General features: G+C 71.1%; 24 protein-coding genes. 12 read left to right on the top strand and 12 right to left on the bottom strand.

What is annotated here, in order from left to right; genetic code table 11:
- Positions 1-121 precede the first annotated feature (121 nt).
- The 7 genes from ccsB to hemL all read right to left on the bottom strand — a co-directional run bounded on the left by ccsB (position 122) and on the right by hemL (position 8,003).
- The gene (gene ccsB, locus ABZT03_RS38020) at positions 122-1,216 is read right to left on the bottom strand and encodes a c-type cytochrome biogenesis protein CcsB (RefSeq protein WP_356047919.1); all 1,095 of its coding nucleotides are present in this window, start codon (positions 1,214-1,216) and stop codon (positions 122-124) included.
- Positions 1,213-2,976 carry a cytochrome c biogenesis protein ResB gene (locus ABZT03_RS38015; protein WP_356047917.1) on the bottom strand — a complete coding sequence of 588 codons (1,764 nt, stop codon included), beginning with the start codon at positions 2,974-2,976 and terminating at the stop codon, positions 1,213-1,215. The genes ccsB and ABZT03_RS38015 overlap by 4 nt, the downstream gene beginning before the upstream one ends.
- 15 nt (positions 2,977-2,991) lie before the next feature.
- Entirely contained in the window at positions 2,992-3,756 is a 765-nt protein-coding gene (locus ABZT03_RS38010) for a cytochrome c biogenesis protein CcdA (protein ID WP_356047915.1), read from the bottom strand.
- A 1-nt stretch (position 3,757) separates the two neighbouring features.
- The gene (locus tag ABZT03_RS38005) at positions 3,758-4,399 is read right to left on the bottom strand and encodes a TlpA disulfide reductase family protein (RefSeq protein WP_356047913.1); all 642 of its coding nucleotides are present in this window, start codon (positions 4,397-4,399) and stop codon (positions 3,758-3,760) included.
- Positions 4,400-4,465: 66 nt separating this feature from the next.
- Positions 4,466-5,755, bottom strand: a complete 1,290-nt coding sequence (locus ABZT03_RS38000) for a hypothetical protein (RefSeq protein WP_356047911.1) — start codon at positions 5,753-5,755, stop codon at positions 4,466-4,468.
- A gap of 197 nt (positions 5,756-5,952) precedes the next feature.
- Positions 5,953-6,600: a histidine phosphatase family protein gene (locus ABZT03_RS37995; protein WP_356047923.1), complete on the bottom strand. Its 648-nt coding sequence runs from the start codon at positions 6,598-6,600 to the stop codon at positions 5,953-5,955.
- An 83-nt stretch (positions 6,601-6,683) separates the two neighbouring features.
- Positions 6,684-8,003 carry a glutamate-1-semialdehyde 2,1-aminomutase gene (gene hemL, locus ABZT03_RS37990; RefSeq protein WP_356047909.1) on the bottom strand — a complete coding sequence of 440 codons (1,320 nt, stop codon included), beginning with the start codon at positions 8,001-8,003 and terminating at the stop codon, positions 6,684-6,686.
- Positions 8,004-8,317: 314 nt separating this feature from the next.
- Between hemL and ABZT03_RS37985 the strand changes: the two genes are divergently transcribed.
- The 6 genes from ABZT03_RS37985 (at position 8,318) to ABZT03_RS37960 (ending at position 12,267) form a co-directional block, all read left to right on the top strand.
- Positions 8,318-8,944, top strand: coding sequence for a hypothetical protein (locus ABZT03_RS37985; RefSeq protein WP_356047907.1), 627 nt, complete (start codon positions 8,318-8,320; stop codon positions 8,942-8,944).
- A gap of 119 nt (positions 8,945-9,063) precedes the next feature.
- Entirely contained in the window at positions 9,064-9,486 is a 423-nt protein-coding gene (locus tag ABZT03_RS37980; RefSeq protein ID WP_356047905.1) for a DUF6153 family protein, read from the top strand.
- A 91-nt stretch (positions 9,487-9,577) separates the two neighbouring features.
- On the top strand, positions 9,578-10,213 hold the full coding sequence (locus ABZT03_RS37975) for a DUF305 domain-containing protein (RefSeq protein WP_356047904.1): 636 nt from the start codon (positions 9,578-9,580) through the stop codon (positions 10,211-10,213).
- Between the two features lie 144 nt (positions 10,214-10,357).
- Positions 10,358-10,840 (top strand): DUF4396 domain-containing protein, encoded by a 483-nt coding sequence (locus ABZT03_RS37970; protein ID WP_356047902.1) that lies wholly within the window; start codon positions 10,358-10,360, stop codon positions 10,838-10,840.
- A gap of 195 nt (positions 10,841-11,035) precedes the next feature.
- Positions 11,036-11,641: a response regulator transcription factor gene (locus tag ABZT03_RS37965; RefSeq protein ID WP_356047900.1), complete on the top strand. Its 606-nt coding sequence runs from the start codon at positions 11,036-11,038 to the stop codon at positions 11,639-11,641.
- Positions 11,642-11,889: 248 nt separating this feature from the next.
- Complete coding sequence (locus tag ABZT03_RS37960) at positions 11,890-12,267, top strand: hypothetical protein (protein ID WP_356047899.1); 378 nt, start codon at positions 11,890-11,892, stop codon at positions 12,265-12,267.
- Positions 12,268-12,317: 50 nt separating this feature from the next.
- Here the strand turns inward: ABZT03_RS37960 and ABZT03_RS37955 are convergent, their stop codons facing one another.
- From ABZT03_RS37955 to ABZT03_RS37940, 4 genes are all read right to left on the bottom strand, one after another.
- Entirely contained in the window at positions 12,318-13,745 is a 1,428-nt protein-coding gene (locus tag ABZT03_RS37955; RefSeq protein WP_356047898.1) for an ATP-binding protein, read from the bottom strand.
- Entirely contained in the window at positions 13,746-14,501 is a 756-nt protein-coding gene (locus ABZT03_RS37950; RefSeq protein WP_356047896.1) for a response regulator transcription factor, read from the bottom strand.
- A 117-nt stretch (positions 14,502-14,618) separates the two neighbouring features.
- On the bottom strand, positions 14,619-15,254 hold the full coding sequence (locus ABZT03_RS37945) for a CE1759 family FMN reductase (RefSeq protein ID WP_356047895.1): 636 nt from the start codon (positions 15,252-15,254) through the stop codon (positions 14,619-14,621).
- A complete protein-coding gene (locus ABZT03_RS37940; RefSeq protein ID WP_356047893.1) occupies positions 15,251-16,345 on the bottom strand; it encodes an LLM class flavin-dependent oxidoreductase in 1,095 nt (364 codons plus the stop codon). The genes ABZT03_RS37945 and ABZT03_RS37940 overlap by 4 nt, the downstream gene beginning before the upstream one ends.
- Before the next feature lie 294 nt (positions 16,346-16,639).
- On the opposite strand from ABZT03_RS37940, the gene ABZT03_RS37935 reads away from it, so the two are divergent.
- The 3 genes from ABZT03_RS37935 (at position 16,640) to ABZT03_RS37925 (ending at position 18,064) form a co-directional block, all read left to right on the top strand.
- Entirely contained in the window at positions 16,640-16,975 is a 336-nt protein-coding gene (locus ABZT03_RS37935) for a YnfA family protein (RefSeq protein ID WP_356047891.1), read from the top strand.
- 166 nt (positions 16,976-17,141) lie between these two features.
- Entirely contained in the window at positions 17,142-17,918 is a 777-nt protein-coding gene (locus tag ABZT03_RS37930) for an SDR family NAD(P)-dependent oxidoreductase (RefSeq protein WP_356047889.1), read from the top strand.
- A complete protein-coding gene (locus tag ABZT03_RS37925) occupies positions 17,918-18,064 on the top strand; it encodes a hypothetical protein (RefSeq protein WP_356047888.1) in 147 nt (48 codons plus the stop codon). Before ABZT03_RS37930 ends, ABZT03_RS37925 begins: the two co-directional genes overlap by 1 nt.
- A gap of 24 nt (positions 18,065-18,088) precedes the next feature.
- Here ABZT03_RS37925 and ABZT03_RS37920 read toward each other — a convergent pair whose 3' ends face one another.
- Positions 18,089-19,282, bottom strand: a complete 1,194-nt coding sequence (locus ABZT03_RS37920) for an RtcB family protein (RefSeq protein ID WP_356047887.1) — start codon at positions 19,280-19,282, stop codon at positions 18,089-18,091.
- Positions 19,283-19,510: 228 nt separating this feature from the next.
- Here ABZT03_RS37920 and ABZT03_RS37915 point away from each other — a divergent pair, with 228 nt between their 5' ends.
- The 3 genes from ABZT03_RS37915 to ABZT03_RS37905 all read left to right on the top strand — a co-directional run.
- Complete coding sequence (locus ABZT03_RS37915; protein ID WP_356047885.1) at positions 19,511-20,407, top strand: DUF3558 domain-containing protein; 897 nt, start codon at positions 19,511-19,513, stop codon at positions 20,405-20,407.
- A 118-nt stretch (positions 20,408-20,525) separates the two neighbouring features.
- Positions 20,526-21,491, top strand: coding sequence for a DUF3558 domain-containing protein (locus ABZT03_RS37910; RefSeq protein ID WP_356047883.1), 966 nt, complete (start codon positions 20,526-20,528; stop codon positions 21,489-21,491).
- A 155-nt stretch (positions 21,492-21,646) separates the two neighbouring features.
- Positions 21,647-21,783 (top strand): DUF2637 domain-containing protein (locus ABZT03_RS37905; protein WP_356047921.1); only part of this gene is annotated, 137 nt, incomplete at its 3' end.

Here is a 21,783-nt window from a genome sequence, read left to right as displayed (position 1 = left end):
GGGCTTTGGCGCGTCATACCGCAGACAGCCTCGGTTACCTCTTCCACCTTGCTGTGAGCGAACTTGATCAGGCGTCAGCACGGAAACCGGCCTTCGCCGCGATGTCTTCGCCGGAGGGGGCTTACACGCCCGCGTAGGAGTGCTTGCCGGAGACGAAGATGTTGACGCCGTAGTAGTTGAACAGCCAGCAGCCGAAGGCGATCAGGGCCAGGTAGGCGGCCTTGCGGCCCTTCCAGCCGGCCGTGGCGCGGGCGTGCAGGTAGCAGGCGTAGGCGACCCAGGTGATGAACGCCCAGGTCTCCTTGGGGTCCCAGCCCCAGTAGCGGCCCCAGGCGTCGCCCGCCCAGATCGCGCCCGCGATGATCGTGAACGTCCACAGCGGGAAGACGGCCGCGTTGACGCGGTAGGAGAACTTGTCGAGGGACGCCGAGGCGGGCAGCCGCTCCAGGAACGAGGTGGCGAACCTCCCGGGCTCGCCCCCGTTCGCCAGCTTGTTCTCGTAGGAGTCCTTGAACAGGTACAGGATCGTGGCGACCGCGCCGACGTAGAAGACCGCCCCGCACAGGATCGCCGTCGACACGTGGATGTACAGCCAGTAGGAGTGCAGCGCCGGCACCAGCTGGTCGCTCGCGGTGTACAGGACGGTGACCGCGATGCCGAGGTCGAGCAGGACCGTCGTGATCAGGAACAGGCCGAGCCAGCGCACGTTCTTCCGCAACGCCAGCAGCGTGAGGTACACGCCGACGGCGACCGTGGAGAAGGTGATGTTGAACTCGTACATGTTGCCCCACGGCGCCCGCTCCACCGAGGCCGCGCGGGCCACGACCCCGGCCAGCTCGACGAGGAAGGCGAGCACGGTGAGGGACACGGCGATCCGGCCGTACAGGTCGCCCTGCTCGTCACCGCCGTGGGCGCCGGGCCCGTCGGGCACGTCCCGCGCACCGGCCGCGGCCCGCACGACGACCTGCGGCCGCTCCAGTACGGCGGTGGCGCCCGCCTTCCGCACGGTCACGGCCGGTGCCTTGCCCCGCTGCGCCGGGGTCAGCGCGGCGGCGGTGCGGCCGATCTTGCTGCGGCTGCCGAAGATCCATTCGGTGATGTACGCGAAGAAGGCCAGGGTGTAGACGGCCATCGCGGAGTAGATGAGCGTGTTGCTCAGGCTCGCCAGATGTTCGTTGGTCGCGATGGCGAGGTCGGTCACGGCGGCGGAAGTCACTTCGTCTCAGCCCCTTCGGAGGGTGCCACTGGGGGTTCGGGAACGGGGGTGTCGTCGCCCGGCTCCGAAGCGGGGTCGGGGGAGTCCGAGGAGCCGGTGCCGGGTTCGGGGGCGCCCGGTGCCTGGTCGTAGAGGATGCCGGCGAGGTCGCCGAGTTCCTCGGGCACCTTGGCGGACTCGCTGCGGCCGAGCCCGCCCATCTCCACGAGGGTCACGCCGTCGGCGCCCCGGACCGCCCGCACCCACACTCGGCGGCGCTGGATGAACAGGGACCCGGCCAGACCGAAGATCGCGGTGACGGCGCCGCCCAGGGCCCAGCCGCTGCCGGGCTGCCGGGTCACCTGGAACCCGGCCCACTCCTCGACCTTGTCGAAGGTGACCGAGCCGGCGCCGCCGGGCAGCTTCATGGTCTCGCCGGGCTTCAGGTTCGCCCGCAGCTGCTGCCCCTTGGAGTCCTTGAACCCCTTGAGGTTGGTCTTGTCCAGCTGGTACACGCTCTGCGGGATGCCCGAGTCGACGCCCAGGTCACCGTGGTACGCCGCCAGGTTCAGGACCGGGTTCAGCAGCGCCGGGAACTGCGAGACGACCGCGCTGTTCGCACCGCCGTACGTCGGCAGGAAGGCCGCCTGGAAGCCGAGCTGTTCCTTGACCCCCCGCGCGTCGCGGTAGCCGTCCATGACCTTGGCGGCGCCGGTGGAGGTGACGTTGGCGTCCAGCGGCAGCAGCGGCACGGCGTCGCTGTAGACGACCTTGCCCCTGCCGTCGCGGACGGTGAGCACGGGCGCGTAGCCGTGGCTGACGAGGTAGACCTTCGAGTCGCCGATCCGCAGCGGCTCGTTGACCTTGATCGTGGTCCGCTTCCTCTTGCCGTAGGCGCCCTCGCTGTAGGCGAGGTCGGCCTGGAAGGTGCGCGGGGTGCCCCGGTTGGGGCCGGTGAGCTCGTAGGTGCCGGTGAACTTCTTCAGGGTGAAGCTGAAGGGGTCCAGGTCGTCCTGGCTGAAGAGGCTGCCGGACTTGAAGTCGTCGTACTGGGTGAGGGTGTTGGAGAACCCGCCACCCTCCACGATCAGCTTGTCGCCCTCCGACTTGTACAGCTGGCCCCAGGCGAACGCGGTCAGCATCACGATCAGCGCGATGTGGAAGGCGAGGTTGCCGACCTCGCGCACATAGCCCTTCTCGGCGGCGACGGCGTCACCCGCGAGGTGCGCCCGGAAGCGGCGCCTGCGCAGCAGCTCGAGCGCCGCCTCACGGACCTGCTCCGGTTCGGCCGTGGTGCGCCAGGAGGTGTAGGCGGGCAGCCGGGTCAGGCGCCGCGGGGCGCCCGGCGGACGGCCGCGCAGCTGGCCCACGAACTGCCAGGTGCGGGGCACGATGCAGCCGATGAGCGAGACGAACAGCAGGATGTAGATCGCGGAGAACCACACCGAGCTGTAGACGTGGAACAGGCCCAGCTTGTCGTAGACCGGCGCGAGGAAGGTGTGCCGGTTCTCGAAGTCGGCGACCTTCGACGCGTCGACGTTGGTCTGCGGGATCAGTGAGCCGGGGATCGCGCCGAGCGACAGCAGCAGGAGCAGCAGCAGCGCCACCCGCATCGAGGTGAGCTGCCGCCAGAACCAGCGGAGCCAGCCGACGAAGCCGAGGGCGGGGACGCCCGCCGCCTCCTCCTGGGGGGCGGTGGACAGCTGGGAACCGGCGGCCCCGAGGTCCTGCTCGTCGGCCCGCTCCGCCGCCGCGTCGGCCGCGTCGCGGCTCGTCTTCATCGTCCCGCTCATCGTTCAGATCCCCACAGTGAAGCCGTTGGACCAGGTCTGCATCTCCTGCACGATCCGGTCCCACGCGCCGGTCAGCAGCAGCACGCCGGTCAGGATCATCATGGTGCCGCCGATGCGCATGACCCAGACATAGTGGCGCTTGACCCAGCCGAACGCGCCGAGCGCCTTGCGGAAGGCGACCGCGGCGAGCACGAACGGCAAACCGAGGCCCAGGCAGTACGCGACCGTCAGTATGGCCCCGCGGCCCGCGCTGCCCTCGTTGAAGGAGAGGAACTGCACGGAGGCCAGGGTCGGGCCGATGCAGGGCGTCCAGCCGATGCCGAACAGGGCGCCGAGCACGGGAGCGCCGGCCAGGCCGGCCACCGGCCGCCGGTGGAAGCGGAACTCACGCTGGGTGAGCCAGGGCATCAGGCCCATGAAGAAGACGCCCATGAGGATCATGAGCACCCCGAGCACGGTGGTCAGGGTGCCCTTGTACTCCTGGAGCGTCTGCCCGAAGTAGCCGAAGAAGGCGCCGCCGGAGACGAACACGGCGGTGAAGCCGAGGACGAACAGCGAGGCGCCGGCGACCATGCGGCCGCGGCGGGCCTCGGCCAGGTCGGTGCCGCTGACTCCGGTGACGTAGGACAGGTAGCCGGGCACGAGCGGCAGGACGCACGGGGAGAAGAAGGAGACGAGGCCGCCGAGCAGGGCGACGGGGAAGGCCACCAGCAGGGCCCCGTTGAGGACTGTCTGGTTCTCCGCGGCGAGCGTGGACACTGCGCTCACGTCACTTCTCCGCGAGGACGGGCTTGAGCATGGCGCGCAGCTTCTCCTCGCTGAGCGCCTGGAGCGCACGCGCCGCGACCCTGCCGTCCCGGTCGATGACGAGCGTGGAGGGGATCAGCTGCGGATTCAGCGTGCCCTTCTTGAAGCGGAGCATCAGCTTGCCGGTCGGGTCGTACAGGCTCGGGTAGCTGATCCCGTAGTCGGTCTCGAACGCCTTGGCCGGACCGACGCTGGTGTCGCGGGTGTTGATGCCGACGAACTGCACGCCCTGGCCCCTGACGTCCTTGTAGACCGTCTCGAAGTTCTTCGCCTCGGCCCGGCAGGGCGGGCACCAGGAGCCCCACACGTTGACGACGACGACCTTGCCCTTGTAGTCGGCGACGTCCAGCCGGCCGCCGTCGACGGTCGGCCCGGACAGTTCCGGGGCGGCGGCCCGCCCGTCCTTGGCGACGGTCGCGATGCCGTTGGTGCCGGTGACGAAGTTGGTGTTACCGGAGCCGCCGGACGTGCCACCGGAACCGCACGCCGACAGGGTCAGCGTGGCGACCGCGGCACCGGCGATGAGCAGGGCGGCGCGGTTACGCGTACGCGTCGGGCGGTTCGTGCTGTTCAAGCGCAGGGAGGCGCGACTGGCGGCACTCATGTGAAAAGTTTCGCATGTCCGTTCCGGGGATCTTGCGCACCCCCCTTGCGGGCGGAAACCCGCATATCAGGCGCCTTGCCCGGAGCCCTCCGCGGAGCTCTGCCCTGCCTTCGGAGTCGCCCGCAGGAACTCCTTCCAGCCCCCGGCCGGCTGCTGCCCGACGTCGAGGGTGCGCAGCTTCGCGAGCACCTCGGGGCGCTGCACGTCCAGCCAGTCCGTGAACTGCCTGAAGGAGACGAGCCGCACGTCCTCGCCCTTCTCCTTCTCCCGCGCGATGTACTTGAACGCCTCCTCGACGGCGTCCATGTAGATGCCGCCGTTCCAGTGCTCGAAGTGGTTGCCGACGAAGAACGGCGCCCGGTTCGTCTCGTATGCCCGCTTGAAGCCCGCTATGTACGTCTGCGACGCCTGCCGCCGCCAGGCCGGGTAGTTGTAGGCGGGCGCGTTCGTCGAGTTGACCGACTGGTTGGCCAGCATGTTGTAGTCCATCGACAGGACCTCGAAGCCGTGGCCGGAGAACGGTATCGCCTGCAACGGCAGGTCCCAGATCCCCTGCCGCTTGTCCGGCCAGGTCTGCCGGCCGCCGGGCGAGGAGGCGTCGTAGCGCCAGCCGAGCTCACGGGCGGTGGGCAGCAGGTTGTTCTGGCCGAGGAGACAGGGCGTACGGCCGCCGACGAGCTCCTTGTCGTAGTCGAAGGGCAGGGCAGGCAGCTCGGTCCACCCCGTGTTGGTGCGCCACTCCTTCACGAACTTCTTGGCCTGGTCGATCTCGCTGCGCCACTGCTGGGGCGTCCAGTTGCCCACGGTGCCGTAGCCGGAGCAGAAATGGCCGTTGAAGTGCGTGCCTATCTCGTGCCCTTCGAGCCAGGCGCGCCGCACGTTCGTCAGCGTCGCCCGGACGTGCTCGTCGGTGAGGTAGCCGATGTCGGAGGCGCCGCGCGGGTTGTTGGGCGGGTTGTAGAGGCGCTTCTTCGACTCGGGCAGCAGGTACAGCCCGGAGAGGAAGAAGGTCATGTGCGCCTCGTGCTCCCTGGCCAGGTCCAGGAAGCGCGGGAAGAGACCGTTGCCGACCTCGCCGGCGCCGTCCCAGGAGAAGATCACGAACTGCGGCGGGGTCTGCCCCGGCTCCAACGGCTCGGGCTTTCCCGGCTGGTGGGGCTGCTTGCCGGTGAACGAGGTCGAGCCGTCCCCGAGCGGGCGCGCGGGATGCGGCGTGCTGCTGGGATGCCTACCGCCGGAACCTCCGGCCCGCCTGGGCTCGTCCGAGGGGGTGAGACCGCCGCACCCCGCGAGTCCGGCGGCGGCCGCGGCGCCCGCGCCGAGACCGAGCATTCCCCTTCGGGTAAGAGCGCTCATCGCATCCCCGTTCGTCACGTTCCCTGGTGGTCACCCATTCAGAGGACATGACGAACAGGAAGGTTCCCGTCGAACACGTGTATTCCGCAACGAATGTCACGGACGTGTCATGACGCGGCCCCGGGCGGGCCGGAGGCGCCCTCGCGGACGCACTCCCGCCGCCTCAGGCACCCTCGCGGTGCCTTTGCGCTGCCCTTTCAGGCACCGAACGCCTTGCCCTGGCCCTTCACCGGCCGGGCACCCGCGAGGAGATGGGCCGGCACCAGGTCACGGGCCGGCTCGGTGTAGCCCACGGCCACGATCCTGTCGCCGTGGTAAGTGAAGGTCGTCAGCGAGGCCAGCGTGCACTGCCGCTTGCGCGGGTCGTGCCACAGCCGCCGCCCCTCGACCGCGCTGCGCACGATCCAGATCGGCAGCTGGTGACTGACCAGCACCGCCTCGTGCCCACGCGCCGCGTCCCGGGCGGCGTCCAGCGCCCCCCGCATCCGGGCGACCTGCTCGACGTACGGCTCACCCCACGACGGCTTGAACGGGTTGACCAGGTGCTTCCAGTTCTCCGGCCGGCGCAGCGCGCCGTCCCCCACACCGAAGGTCTTGCCCTGGAAGACGTTCTCCGCCTCTATCAGCCGCTCGTCGGTCGCGATGTCCAGGCCGTGCGCCTTCGCGATCGGCGCCGCCGTCTCCTGCGCCCGCTCCAGCGGGGAGGCCACGACGTGCGTGACGTCCCGGGGCGCGAGGTGCTCGGCGACCCGGTCGGCCATCCGCCGCCCGAGGTCGGAGAGGTGGTACCCGGCGAGCCGCCCGTAGAGCACCCCGTCCGGGTTCGCCACCTCGCCGTGCCGCATGAGGTGGACGACGGTGATCTCGCTCTCGGGGACGCTGTCGGCGTTGTCGGGGACGCTGCTGTCGGTGCCGTTGCTGTGGGTGCTCATGCCGCCGTGGCCTCCGCCGCCGCTCGGGCCGCCGCCGGAAGGGCGTCGGCGATGCGCTGAACGGCCCGCTCGTCGTGGGCCGTGGACACGAACCAGGACTCGAAGGACGAGGGCGGCAGATAGACGCCGTTCGCCAGCAGCGAGTGGAAGAACGCGGTGTAGCGGAAGGAGTCCTGCTTCTTCGCGTCCTCGTAGTCACGGACCGCGCGGTCGGCGAAGAAGACGGAGAACATGTTGGACGCGTTCTGCACCCGGTGCGCGACGCCCTCCTTGGTGAGGGCCTCGCCGACCAGGGAACGGATCTGCGCGGAGACCGCGTCGACCGTGTCGTAGGCGGCCTGGTCGAGCAGGCGCAGCTGGGCGAGGCCGGCGGCGGTGGCGACCGGGTTCCCGGAGAGGGTGCCCGCCTGGTAGACCGGCCCGACGGGCGCGAGGTGCTCCATGATGTCGGCCCGCCCGCCGAAGGCGGCGGCGGGGAAGCCACCGCCCATCACCTTGCCGAAGGTCATCAGGTCGGGCCTGACCCCGTCGACGCCGTACCAGCCGGCGCGGCTGGTGCGGAAGCCGGTCATGACCTCGTCGGAGACGAACAGCGCGCCGTTCTTCCGGCAGGTGTCCTTCAGTCCCTGGTTGAACCCGGGCAGCGGCGGCACGACCCCCATGTTGCCGGGCGACGCCTCGGTGATCACACAGGCGATCTCGCCGGGGTGGCGGTGGAACGCCTCCTGCACGGCCTCCAGGTCGTTGTACGGCAGCACGATGGTGTCGCCGGCCTGGGCCCCGGTGACACCCGGGGTGTCCGGCAGGGCGAACGTGGCGACACCCGAACCGGCCGCGGCGAGCAGCGAGTCGACGTGACCGTGGTAACACCCGGCGAACTTGATCACCTTGGTGCGCCGGGTGAACCCGCGCGCCAGCCGGATCGCCGACATCGTCGCCTCGGTGCCGCTGGACACCAGCCGGACCTGCTCCAGCGGCTCGATACGGTCCACCATCTCCTCGGCGAGCGCGACCTCGCCCTCACCGGGCGTACCGAAGGACGTGCCGCGCGAGACTGCCTCCTGCACGGCCGCGATCACCTCGGGCCGCGCGTGCCCGAGGATCATGGGCCCCCAGGAACACACCAGGTCGACGTACTCGCGCCCGTCGGCGTCGGTCAGGTACGGGCCGGTGCCGGACACCATGAACCGGGGCGTGCCGCCGACAGCGCGGAAGGCACGTACCGGGGAGTTCACGCCACCGGGTGTGACGGCCGCCGCACGGTCGAACAGTGTCTGCGACACGGGCGCTTCGTATGAATAAGGCAGTTCGCTCATGACCTGCGACTTCTCCGACTTCTCGGACTCCGGTTGCCAGTGACCTCCTCAGAGTAGGCCAGCGGCGGCAGGCGTCCGGGAGCGGCGGCGGCCCCTCCGCCGACCGGACTCAGCACCCCGGTTCTGCGCTATCTGCGAAACTGGGCCCCGATAGGCGCAGCTCACAGGGACCATGGTGCCGAGGAGGTGCGAAGATCCCGCGGGCAGGTGTTTCAGCGCACGTTTCGGCGGGCGGCCGTGGGGGAGGTCACTGACACGATGATCGGGTTGCGCGGCGGGGGCCACGCGTCCTAGAAAAGCAGTCGGGTGGAGATATGCATCGCGGTGGCGGACTGGGCGAGGGGACTGACGACCTGGGTCCTCGACGTGCCAGGCGGGGACGGCACCGGCGCGAGGCTGAGGAAGCCGCCGGGGCCCGACAGGGACACGGCGTACCGAGTGAGTCCGAGCGGCTCGACCGGCGGGTCGAACAGCTGGGGGCCGAGAGCAGGAATGGTGGTCGGGTGGGGGTGACGTACAAGTACTTCGGCGCACCTGACGGCGCGACGGCGGCCCGCGTCCCGATCTCGATGCGCCCCGAGGAACTCGGCGGCGACGAGCTCGGCATGAACGGCATGTTCACCAAGATCAAGCCGGAGACGATGGCCGCCATGGTGCTCACCGGCATAGAGGGCGTCCCGCTCAACAAGGTCCCGCCCCTGGAACTGGTCGTCCTGCATCCCGACTACGCGGTCGTCAAACTCCCGATGACGGTCGTGGACCCGCTGCGCGGCATCGGCGAGGAAGCGGTCGGCGCGGCCGCCTTCATCTGGTCGACGGTCCCGGACCGCGGCGGCCCGAGGGACGCGTTCAACGTCTACCAACTCCTGCACGAATGGCAGGACTTCAGCCATCGCTTGCATGAGGCGGGGCACCAGCCGTACTGCCTGGTCTGGCCCTGAGCCGGTTCCGAGCTGTTCACCGGCGGCGCTGAACACAAGCGCCGTCGCGCGCGTACGAACGGGGGACACGGCTCCCGGGCCGCAGTCGCCCGCGCCTTTCCCCGTCTAGGATCAGTCTGATGACCAGCCCGCAGCAGGACTCCGCACGACCGCCCGCCGGGCGGTGGCGTGCGCTGCTCGTGCTGGGTCTGCTGGCCGGACTGCTGGCCATGCACGCGCTGGCGCCCGGGGGCACGGTCCACGAACACGCCGGGACCGGGAACATGACGGCGGCCGTGCCGGGCCCGACGGCCTCGGCGCTCTCGCTCACCTCCGCCGACGGCTGCCACGGTGACGGGGACTGCGGCGGCGGGCACCTTCACCACGCCGACTCCACCTGCGTGTCGGGTGCGGTCGGCGGCGGACCGCTGCTGCCGGCCCTGGTGCCCGACCCGGTCGCCGCACCCGCGCGCGCCGACGCCCTGCGCTCGTGCGCGGCCACGGCCCCCGACGGCGCCCGCGCGCCTCCCTCACTCGCGGAACTGCAACTCCTGCGGATCTAGACACCCCTCTCGCACCCCGCCCCGGTCCGGCGGCGCGGTGCGCCTCGGCACGTCCAGATCCCGTACGACCTTCCACAGCAGGAGTTCCAGCATGCGCACCACCCGTACCCTGATCCGCCGCGCGGCCCTCGTCGCGGTGGCGGCGACCGCCGCGCTCACCCTCGCCGCCTGCGGCGGCGACAACGGCGACAGCGCCTCGTCCGCTCCCGCCTCCGCCTCCTCCACGACCGGCGCCGGCAGCACCGCCGCGGCGCACAACGCCCAGGACGTGACCTTCGCGCAGGGCATGATCCCCCACCACCAGCAGGCCCTGGCGATGGCCGGACTGGCCGCCGACCGGGCCTCCTCCGCCCGGGTCAAGGACCTCGCCGCGCGGATCGAGAAGGCCCAGGACCCCGAGATCAGGACGATGAGCGGCTGGCTGACGTCCTGGGGCGAGGACGTGCCGGCGTCCGGCTCGATGCCCGGCATGGACCACTCCGACGGGTCCGGCATGGCCGGGATGATGGACGACAAGGACATGGCCGAGCTGAAGAAGATGTCCGGCACGGACTTCGACACCATGTTCCTGACCATGATGGTCGAGCACCACAAGGGCGCCGTCACGATGGCCGGCACCGAGAAGGACAAGGGCGAGTACGGTCCCGCGACGGCCATGGCCGACGACGTCGTCACCGCGCAGACCGCCGAGATCGCCGAGATGAACAAGCTCCTCGGCAAGAGCTGACGGTCCGGGGGGCCGGTGTCCGCGCCGGCCCCCTGCCGCACGCCTCCCCGCTCTCCCCTCGACCTGCGGCTGCCTTCACCCCCTTGCTTCATATACCCCCTGGGGGTATACAGGGTGGAGACGAAGACGAGACGGAGGCGGGTCATGGACCACAGCACGCACGCGACGGCTCACACGGACCACGGGGACGGGGCGGTCACCTGGTCCACGGCGGTCAGGGCGACCCTGCACTGCCTGACCGGATGTGCCATCGGCGAGATCCTCGGCATGGTCGTCGCCACCGCCCTGGGCTGGGGCAACGTGGCGACCACGGTCCTCGCGATCGCCCTCGCCTTCGTGTTCGGCTACTCGCTGACCCTGTTCGCCGTACGCCGGGCCGGGCTCGACCTCAGGGCCGCGGTCAAGGTGGCGCTGGCCGCCGACAGCGTGTCGATCGCCGTCATGGAGCTGGTGGACAACGGCATCGTCGTCTTCACCCCGGGCGCGATGGAGGCCCAGTTGTCCGACGGGCTGTTCTGGTCGACCCTGCTGGGCGGTTTCGTGATCGCCTTCCTGATCACCACGCCCGTGAACCGGTGGATGATCGGCCGCGGCAAGGGGCACGCGGTGGTGCACGCGTACCACTGAGCCCCGCGCGCCGGACCGGCCCCGGACGGGCTAGTCCGGCGCGCGTCGGTCCCCCGTCCCACCGAGGCTGAAGGCCGGGTGCCCGCGTGCGAGATCGGAGACGTCCATGAGGTGCGCTGAGCCGGCGGCAACGACCGGGCCCGAGCCGGGCGGACCGAGCCGGCCTCCCGCGCCCCGCGATCCCCGCCTCCGCCCGTGAGTGCGGCGGCGGTGCGCATCGCGGTCATCGGCGACTGCCCCGTCTTCCAGCACGGTGTCACCCAGCTGATCGACACCACCCCGGACCTCCGCCTGGTCGTGGTCGCGCCGTCGATCGAGAGCGCGGACGGCGGCCTGCGGACGGTGGAGGTCGTCCTCATGGACCTCCAGCTGTCCGCCCCGAAACTCGCCGCGGGTGTGGCGAAGCTGCGGGAGCGGGGACACGCCGTCATCGTCATGTCGTCGTCTCCGCAGATCGACGCCGTCCAGGTGATCCGGGCCGGCGCGAGCGGCTACCTGAGCCGGCAGGCCGAGGGCGACGAGCTGCTGAGCGCGATCCGGATCGTCGGCTCGGGCCGCAGTTACGTGTCGGCGCCGGCGAGTTATCTGCTCGACCGGTCACCGCACTTCACGGACCGCGAGCGGGACGTCCTGAAACTCCTCGCCAACGGCGCCACCGACCACGAGATCGCCCGGGAGCTCCGCATCAGCAAGCACACGGTCCACTCGCACCTGGACCGGATCGGCGAGAAGACGGGGTCGCGGCGGCGGTCGGATCTCACCCGCCTCGCGATCGAGCACGGGCTCACCGACAGGGCGTAGACCTGCGGCGATGTGCCCTCGCGTGGGTAGTCCTACCCCTCTACCCGTGGGTAGCGGTCCCCCTTGACCCAAACGCGTCAAACCCGGACGTTTGGTGGAGGAAGTTCACATCACCGCATCTGTCGGACAGCGAAGCGGCACTGATCCCGTGGCAAGCCGAGCGGTGATGGCCGACGGGGACACCGAGGGATTCACCCGCATTCCCACCGCAGCCGTTCGCGATCAGAGCCGACAAGCTAGGAGAAGCCATGCGCAAGCGCCTCACCATTCTCGCCATCGCAGCGGTGCTCCCACTGACAGGCGCGGCCACGCTCGCGGCGGTGAGCCAGGCAGCGGCCGACCCCGCCAGCAAGACCGTCGTCGTGAAGGGTTCGGTGGACGACTGCGACAACGGATCCGGTGCTCGTCAGGTGACGATCACGACCACCAAGGAATCCCGGACCGACAAGGGGACCGACGTCGAGGACTCGGGCGAGTACTCGATCACCCTGAAGAACGTCCCCTCGAAGAGCCAGAAGGCCAAGGTCACCGTGACCTGCGAGGACAAGACCACTTACCAGGATTCGTTCACGCTCAAGCGGCCATCCGGCAAGACGACGACCCTGCCGGTGGACATCGCGCCGTAGAACCCGCGCACGACGGCCGGCCGGGTCTCGCCCAAGGCGGGACCCGGCCGTCACAGCCCCCCGCCCACCGTGAACCCGATCACCGCCCCGCCCCCCTCACGGCCCCGGGCGAACGGTGCTCCGCCGTGGGCGAGGGCGACCTCGCGGACGATGGACAGGCCGAGGCCGGAGCCGGGCAGGGAGCGGGCGTCGGCGGCGCGGTAGAAGCGGTCGAAGATGCGGACGAGGTCGGGGTCGGCGACGCCCGCGCCCCGGTCGAGGACCTCGACGCGGACGGGTCCGGCGGCCGGCCGGCGGCCCGCCGGACCGGTGACGGCGATCTCGATGGGCGCGGTGCCCTCGCGGTCGAACTTCGCCGCGTTCTCCACCAGGTTGGACACCGCCCGCTGGAGCATGGCGGGGCGCCCGTCGGTCAGGGTGTCGCCGCGCGCGTGGACCAGGATCACCCGCCCGCTACGGCGCCGGGCCACGGACGCCACGTCCTCGGCGATGTCGGCGAGGTCGACCCGCTGCGGCGGTTCGTTGTCGGACTGGCCCGCGGCGAGGTCGACGAGCTCGTTCACCAGGTCGGTCAGTTCGCGGGCCTCCTGGGTGAGGTCGGCGACGAGGTCCTCGCGAGTCTCCGGCGGCAGTTCGTCGATCCTCCGCAGCAGCGAGATGTTGGTGCGCAGCGAGGTCAGCGGCGTACGCAGCTCGTGCCCGGCGTCCTGCACCAGGCGCCGCTGGTCCTCCTCGGACTGGGCGAGACGGCCGAGCATCCGGTCGAAGGCGCGGCCGAGGCGGCCCACCTCGTCGTAGCCGGTGACGGGCACGTCGATGCCGAGCCGGCGGGTACGGGCGACGTCCTCGGCGGCCGAGGTGAGGATCACCAGGCGCCGGGTGATGCGCCGGGCCAGCCACCACCCGAACAGGCCGGCCGCGACGACCACCGCGGCCATCAGGATCAGGGTGCGCCGCTGGAGCGCCCGCAGCAGGTCCTCGGTGTCGCTGAACTCCTGGGCGACCTGCACCGCGCCCCGGCCGCCGCCCAGGGAGACGGTCGCGATGCGGTAGACGTCGTCGCCGACGTCGACGTCCTTGTGCTCGGTCATGCGTCCGGCGGTGGACGCGGCCGCGTGCGACACGTCGGCGGCGGTGACCGGCAGGGGCGGGCTGCCGGGATCGACGACCCCGCCGCCCGGCCCGAGCACCTGCACGTCCGTACGGGCCGGCCGCACGATGTCGTGCCCGGGGGCCGCCGAGGAGAAGTCGTCCGGCGCCATCCGGTGCTGCCGGACCTCGTCGCGGAGGTCCTGCACGACCTCGTCGAACACGGACTCCTGGTCGACGCGGACCAGCCGGGCCGCCGCGCCGTAGGACAGGACGCCGACCAGGACGGTGACGGCGGCGGTGACGGCCGCGAAGGACACCACGAACGTGGTCCGCAGCGACAGCAGCCGGGGCCGCCTTCTGCCGAGCAGCCGCCTCAGGCGGCCCACTCAGTCCTCCCGCAGCACGTAACCCACACCGCGGACCGTGTGGATCAGCTGCGGGGCGCCCGGCTCGTCGAGCTTGCGGCGCAGGTAGCCGACGTAGACGGCGAGGTTCTTGGAGCCCGGGCCGAAGTCGTAGCCCCAGATGCGGTCGTAGATGGTGGAGTGGTCGAGGACGATGCCCGCGTTGCGCACCAGCAGTTCCAGCAGCTCGAACTCGGTGCGGGTCAGTTCCAGCTCGCGCCCGCCGCGCCAGCCCCGGCGCGCCTGCGGGTCCATCCGCACGCCGGCCGCCTCCAGGTACCGCTCGGCCGCCGGCCTCGGGCCGTCGGCGGAACCGGCGGGCGCGGCGGCCACCGCTCCGGCGGCCGGGCCCGCGGCCTGGGCGGGGACCGGGCTGGTGCGGCGCAGCAGGGCCCGCAGCCGGGCGAAGACCTCCTCGACGTCGAACGGCTTGACGACGTAGTCGTCGGCGCCCGCGTCGAGGCCCGCGATGCGGTCCGCGGTCTCCACGAGCGCCGTCAGCATGAGGATCGGTGTGCGGTCCCCCTCGGCGCGCAGCACCCGGCAGACCTGGAGCCCGTCGATGCCGGGCATCATCACGTCCAGCAGGAGCACGTCCGGCGGGGTGCGGTGGGCCTGTGCCAGCGCCTCGACGCCGTCGGCGACCGCGGTGACCCGGTAGCCCTCCAGCGTCAGGGCCCGCTCCAGGGCGTGACGGATGGCGCGGTCGTCTTCGGCGAGCAGCACAGTTGGGGACACCGCTTCAGTGTGCCAAGCCCTCACAGTCGTACGACGTGATGAGCAGCTCACCGGCCGTCCTTCTTACTGGCCTCTCACCCGTGAGGACGCAACCCGGCCCGCGCGCCTACCGTCCTCTCACCCCGCCGCTCCCAGCGCGGCGAGCTGCTGCGCGAAGGGCACGACCTCCAGGTCCGCGGCCGCGGGCTTCCCGGCCGCCTCGGGCCGCTCCGTCCCGGCGTGTGCGGCGGACAGCCCCGCCATCAGCCTCGTCAGCTCCCCCGCCGCCCGCTCGACGCGGCCCTCCAGTCCCTCCGCGCCCCAGTCCTCCGAGGCGGCGTACACGGCGGTCGGGACGACCACCGCCCGCAGGTAGGAGAACAGCGGGCGCAGGGCGTGCTCCAGGACCAGCGAGTGCCGGGCGCTGCCGCCGGTCGCGGCGATCAGCACCGGCTTGCCGGTGAGCGCGTCCGGGTCGAGCACGTCGAAGAACGACTTGAACAGTCCGCTGTACGACGCGGAGAACACCGGGGTGACCACGATCAGGCCGTCCGCCGCCGTCACCGCGTCGAGCGCGGCGGACAGGGCCCGGCCGGGGAAGCCGTTGGTGAAGTTGTGGGCGATCTCGACGGCGAGCTCGCGCAGCTCCACCACCTGGACGTCGACCGGTGCGCCGGCCGGGGCCTGCCGGCCGGCCGCGGCCGCCAGCCGGTCGGCCAGCAGCCGCGTGGACGACGGGACGCTCAGTCCCGCCGAGACGACGACGAGTTTCATGCGGCGGTCTCCTTGTCCTTCGTCGCCGCGGCGAGCAGCGACTGGTGGGTCGGCGCGTCCGGCACATCGGCCGGGCGGTTCTTGGCGAACTCCGCGCGCAGCACCGGCACGACCTCCTCGCCGAGCAGGTCGAGCTGCTCCAGCACGGTCTTCAGCGGCAGCCCGGCGTGGTCCACCAGGAACAGCTGGCGCTGGTAGTCGCCGGCGTACTCGCGGAAGGCCAGCGTCTTCTCGATGACCTGCTGCGGGGAGCCGACGGTCAGCGGGGTCTGGTCGGTGAAGTCCTCCAGGGAGGGGCCGTGCCCGTACACGGGGGCGTTGTCGAAGTACGGCCGGAACTCGCGCACGGCGTCCTGCGAGTTGTGCCGCATGAAGATCTGTCCGCCGAGCCCCACGATGGCCTGCTCGGGCGTGCCGTGCCCGTAGTGCGCGTACCGGGCCCGGTACAGCTCGACCATCCGCTTGGTGTGGTCGGCCGGCCAGAAGATGTTGTTGTGGAAGAAGCCGTCGCCGTAGTAGGCGGCCTGCTCCGCTATCTCGGGCGAGCGGATCGAGCCGTGCCAGACGAACGGCGGTACGCCGTCCAGCGGGCGGGGCGTGGACGTGAAGCCCTGGAGCGCCGAGCGGAACTTGCCGTCCCAGTTCACGACGTCCTCGCGCCACAGGCGGCGCAGCAGGGCGTAGTTCTCGATGGCGAGGTTGATGCCCTCACGGATGTCCTGCCCGAACCAGGGGTAGACCGGGCCGGTGTTGCCGCGGCCCATCATCAGGTCCACCCGCCCGTCGGCCAGGTGCTGGAGCATCGCGAAGTCCTCGGCGATCTTCACCGGGTCGTTCGTGGTGATGAGGGTGGTGGAGGTGGAGAGGATCAGCTTCTCGGTCCGCGCCGCGATGTGGCCGAGCATCGTGGTCGGGGACGACGGCACGAACGGGGGGTTGTGGTGCTCGCCGGTCGCGAAGACGTCGAGGCCGACCTCCTCGGCCTTCAGCGCGATGGCGACCATGGCCTTGATGCGCTCGCGCTCGGTCGGCGTACGCCCCGTGGTGGGGTCCGCCGTGACGTCACCGACGCTGAAGATCCCGAACTGCATGATCGCTCACCCTCCAAGTTGTTTACGATTCAACTATACCCCTCCAACGGGACCCCGCACCCCGGTATTCCCGCCCCGCGCCGGCTCGGCCTCCGGCCCGCTCCGGGGAACGCATGGCGCTCTCCGGGGGGTGCGCATGGCGCCCTCCGGCGGGTGCGCATGGCGCCCTCCGGCGGGTGCGCATGGCGCCCTCCGGCGGGTGCGCATGGCGCTCTCCGGGGGGTGCGCATGGCGCCCTCCGGCGGGTGCGCATGGCGCCTTCCGGCGGAGGGCGCGCGTGAAAGGGTGGCCCGCATGCTCGTCCTCCGCTCCGCCGCCCTCTTCGTCGTCGCCGCACTGTTCGAGATCGGAGGTGCCTGGCTGGTCTGGCAGGGCGTGCGCGAGCACCGCGGATGGCTCTGGGCAGCCGGCGGTGTCCTGGCCCTCGGGGCCTACGGCTTCGTCGCCACGTTCCAGCCGGACGCCCACTTCGGCCGCATCCTCGCCGCGTACGGCGGGATCTTCGTGGCCGGTTCGATCCTGTGGGGCATGGTGGCGGACGGCTACCGCCCCGACCGCTGGGACATCGCGGGCGCGCTGATCTGCCTCGCCGGCATGGCGCTGATCATGTTCGCGCCGCGCGAAGGCTGACCTGTCCGCATCGCGCGACAGCTGAGGGGTCCCGTGACGGCCGAGGGGACCCGCCGGGGCGGACGCCCCGCCCGCCGAAGGCCCCGCGTCGGACCGGAACCCGCCCGGGGCGTCCGCCCGCCTATCCTGGCCGGACAAGGTTCTGATCACCTCCGAGGAGCAGCCCATGGCCCCCGCCGCCCCGTCCGCCGCCTCCCGCATCGCGATAGTCACCGGTGCGAGCGGTGGCATCGGCGCCGCCACGGCCCGACAGCTCGCCGCGGCCGGCTACCGCGTCGTCCTCACCGCCCGCCGCAAGGACCGGATCGAGGCGCTGGCGAAGGAGATCAACGCGGCGGGCCACCAGGCGACCGCGTATCCCCTCGACGTCACCGACCGGGCCGCGGTCGACGAGTTCGCCACCGCCTTCCGGACGGTCGGCGTGCTGGTGAACAACGCGGGCGGCGCCCTCGGTGCCGACCCCGTCGCGTCCGGCGACCCGGCCGACTGGCGTCAGATGTACGAGACGAACGTCATCGGCACCCTCAACCTCACGCAGGCCCTGCTCCCCGCCCTCACGGCGAGCGGCGACGGCACGGTCGTGGTCGTCTCCTCCACGGCGGGGCACGGCACGTACGAGGGCGGCGGGGGCTACGTCGCCGCCAAGCACGGCGCGCACGTCCTGGCCGAGACGCTCCGCCTGGAGATCGTCGGCACGCCGGTCCGTGTCATCGAGGTGGCCCCCGGCATGGTCCGGACGGACGAGTTCGCCCTCAACCGCTTCGGCGGCGACCGGGAGAAGGCGGCGAAGGTCTACCAGGGCGTGGCCGAGCCGCTGACCGCCGACGACGTGGCCGACACGATCAGCTGGGCGGTGACCCGCCCCAGCCACGTGAACATCGACCTGCTGGTCGTGCGCCCGCGTGCGCAGGCGTCCAACTCGAAGGTGCACCGGGAACTGTGATGCCGGACGACGGGCGCGAACAGCGGCGGCTGGAGGAGGAGTCGAGGAACGAACGCATCATGTGGTGGTTCCTCGGCTACTTCCTGTTCGGCATCCACGTCGTGGCCTTCGTCATGATCTACGCGGTGCGCCACGCCCCGAAGTGACCCGGGGCGTGGCGCGTCCCCGCCTCAGCCCTTCACGCAGACGACCTGCCTCAGCTTCGCCACGACCTCGACGAGGTCGCGCTGCTGCTCGATGACCTGCTCGATCGGCTTGTAGGCGGCGGGGATCTCGTCCACGACGCCGGAGTCCTTGCGGCACTCCACGCCTCGCGTCTGGTCCTCCAGGTCCTTCGCCGTGAAGCGGCGCTTGGCCGCGCTGCGGCTCATGCGCCGACCCGCGCCGTGCGACGCCGAGTTGAAGGACTTCGCGTTGCCGAGACCCTTCACGATGTACGACCCGGTGCCCATGGAGCCGGGGATGATGCCGTACTCGCCGGAGCCGGCCCGGATCGCGCCCTTGCGGGTCACGAGCAGGTCCATCCCGTCGTAGCGCTCCTCGGCGACGTAGTTGTGGTGCGCGCTGATCTCCGGTTCGAAGAGCGGCTTCGCCTTCCTGAACTCCTTGTGGACCACGTCCTTCAGCAGCGCCATCATCAGCGAGCGGTTGTGCTTCGCGTACTCCTGCGCCCAGAAGAGGTCGTTGCGGTAGGCCGCCATCTGCGGGGTGTCCGCCACGAACACGGCGAGGTCCCGGTCGACGAGGCCCTGGTTGTGCGGGAGGCCCCGGGCGATGCCGATGTGGTGCTCGGCCAGTTCCTTGCCGATGTTCCGGGAACCGGAGTGCAGCATCAGCCAGACCGAACCGGCCGTATCCGTACACACCTCGACGAAGTGGTTACCGGATCCGAGCGTTCCCATCTGCTTCGTGGCGCGTTCGAGGCGGAACCTGACCGCTTCGGCCACTCCGTCGAACCGCCCCCAGAAGTCGTCCCAGCCGGACGTGGCCAGCCCGTGGAAACGCCCGGGCTGCACGGCGCTGTCGTGCATCCCCCGTCCCACCGGGATCGCCTGCTCGATCTTCGAGCGGAGCCGGGAGAGGTCGCCGGGGAGGTCGTTGGCCGTCAGGGACGTCTTCACCGCCGACATCCCGCAGCCGATGTCCACGCCGACCGCCGCCGGACACACGGCCCCGCGCATGGCGATGACCGACCCGACGGTCGCCCCCTTGCCGTAGTGGACGTCCGGCATCACGGCCAGGCCCTCGATCCACGGCAGGGTGGCCACGTTCCGCAGCTGCTGGAGCGCGCCCTCCTCGACCGTCGCGGGGTCGGCCCACATACGGATCGGGACCTTCGCGCCCGGCATCTCCACGTACGACATGTCGCCCTCATTCCCCCGGAAAACAAACAGAAGTCCCAAATCGCAAAACCGGCGCCAAGGGTCCACGAACAGGACGGCGGACCGGCGTTCACGGCAGTGCGTGCGATACACATTGTCTCCAGTGGGCGCCCCCGTGCGGCAAGCGAATAACCGGCGGGGACACTGTGATCATCGCCGTTCCCCCCGGTGCTCCACCCGGGGACGGACCCCGTCGAGAGGAGCCCGACCGTGCAGCGGAAGGCCTACGTACCCGGCGTCGCCGCACTCCTCGCGGCACTGCTGGCCGGATGCACAGGCAGTTCGGGCGGTGGCGCCACGACGGACGACGCGAACCGGGGTGAGGCCGGCGCGGCGTCCGCGGTGGCCCAGCCGGGCAAGTACCGGGACCTTCCGGAACCGTGCGGGGCGCTGAGCCACGACACCCTCGACTCCCTGCTGCCGGGCATCAAGCAGCTCCCCGACGAACAGCAGCAGGAGGCGGCGTACGCGGGCGAGGCGACGCTGACGTACGACACCGACCGCAAGGTGGGCTGCCGCTGGAAGGTGGAGTCGACGGACGCCACCGACCACCTGCTGGTCGACTTCGAGCGAGTGGTGTCCTACGACAACTCCGTGAGCGACGACAGCGAGGCGGAGACCCTCTTCGCGACCAAGCGGACGGCGGCGGACCTGCCGGAGCCGGCCGCCTCCCTCTCCGGTGACGCGAGCTCGGGCGACGCGGGCTCCAGCGGCGCGAATCCTTCCGACTCCGGCTCCCCCGCCGCGAGTTCGGCCGGTGCGGGTTCGGCCGGCGCGGGTTCCTCCGCCGTCCCCACCGGGTCCCCGTCCGGGTCGGCCACCGCGCCCTCCTCGACCCCCTCCGCCTCGGCCTCGTCCGCCGCGGACGTCCAGCCCCGCGTCCTCACCGACCTCGGCGACGAGGCGTTCCTGAACGACGTGTTGAGCGGTTCGGGTTCGACGGCCCAGCAGCGCACCGTGACTGTGGCGTTCCGCACGTCCAACGTGATCGTGACGATCGAGTACGAGGAGCAGCCGGCCACCGTCGGCGTGGCCCCGGACAGCGCGGAACTGCAGGACAGGGCCCGGAAACTGGCCGCCCGGCTGGCCAACTCGCTCGCCGGTTAGTGCCCCTTCACGCCTCCCGCGGGCCCGGGCGCACAGAGGGCGGAGAACGACCGCACAGTCGGCTCACCGCGTACCGTGGCCCCTCGGACCCGATCCGACGGCAGGAACCACGAGCGTCATGAGTGAAGGAACCATGCAGCGACCAGCACAGCGAGACCTGGGGGCCCCCTCCACGCCGTTGAGGCGGTGGGGGAGCGACGAGCGAGCGAGACGGCGGGGCCGCGTCCTTGTCTGCCTGGCCGCCGTCCCCGTGATGCTGATCGCCGCCGGCTGCTCCTCGGACTCCGGCTCGACCGAGGACGCCGCGAGCAAGAGCACGGCGGGTAGCGGCGGCGTGACGTCCCCCTCCGCGAGCCCGTCACCGACGGTGCAGGCGGCGGCGTACCGGAACCTCCCGGACTCCTGCGGGGTGCTGTCGAAGAAGACCCTGGGCGAACTGGTACCGGAAGGCGCCAAGTCCGGCAAGAAGGGCACTTCGGACGAATCGGGGTCGCGCGGGAGCTGCTCGTGGAGCAGCCTCGACAACAACGGTGTGAAGGGCTCCCAGTTCCGCTGGCTGAACGTCTCACTGCTGCGGTTCGACTCGGACACCGCGCGCGGCTCGGGCGACAAGCAGGCGCAGGCGTACTACGCGAAGCAGATCCAGGACGCGCAGTCGGTGGACGGCGCGAAGAACGCCGCCGCGCAGCCGGTCACCGGCACGGGCGACCAGGCGACGCTGGTGCGGTACGACCTGAAGAAGAAGGAAGGCTCCTTCAAGCAGCAGACGCTCGTGGCGCGCGTCGAGAACGTCGTCGTCACCGTCGACTACAACGGCGCGGGCCTCGCGGGCGAGAAGACGCCGAGCACCGCCACCCTGACGAAGGCGGCCGAGAAGGCCGCGAAGGAGGCCGTGGCCGCGGTGGCGTCGGCGAACGGCGACGGCGGCGCCACGTCGGGTTCCGGCTCGGACGCGGGCACGCCGAGCTCCGCCCCGTCGGCGTCGGCGTCGAAGTCGGCCTCGAAGTCCTCCGCCTCCCCGTCGAAGTCGGCGTCGAAGGCCGCTGGGGCGTCCCCGTCCAGCTCAGCGTCGAAAAAGGGCTGACTGTCACACCGGGGCGGTAACACACAGCTCAGACACGGCATTTGCGGCGGCCCGGCTCCCTCGGCGACCGGGCCGCCGGCCTACCGGCCACGCGTCCCCCGTACACATGTGCCACCCTGATGCGCGCAACAACACGTAAGGGGAGGGGAGTACGGGTGAGCGCGCCAATCCAGCTGACTCGGATGCACCGCATTCTCATCGGCGTGGTCGTGGCCGGCGCGGTCGTCATCGCCGGTATCGGCTTCGCGGGTTCGTACGCGGCGGTCCGCGAGCTGGCCCTGAAGAAGGGCTT

This window comes from Streptomyces sp. NPDC005574, assembly GCF_040605435.1.
Classification (GTDB): domain Bacteria; phylum Actinomycetota; class Actinomycetes; order Streptomycetales; family Streptomycetaceae; genus Streptomyces.
Note: the sequence above shows the minus strand (reverse complement) of the source record. Positions and strands in the feature narration are given on the sequence as shown.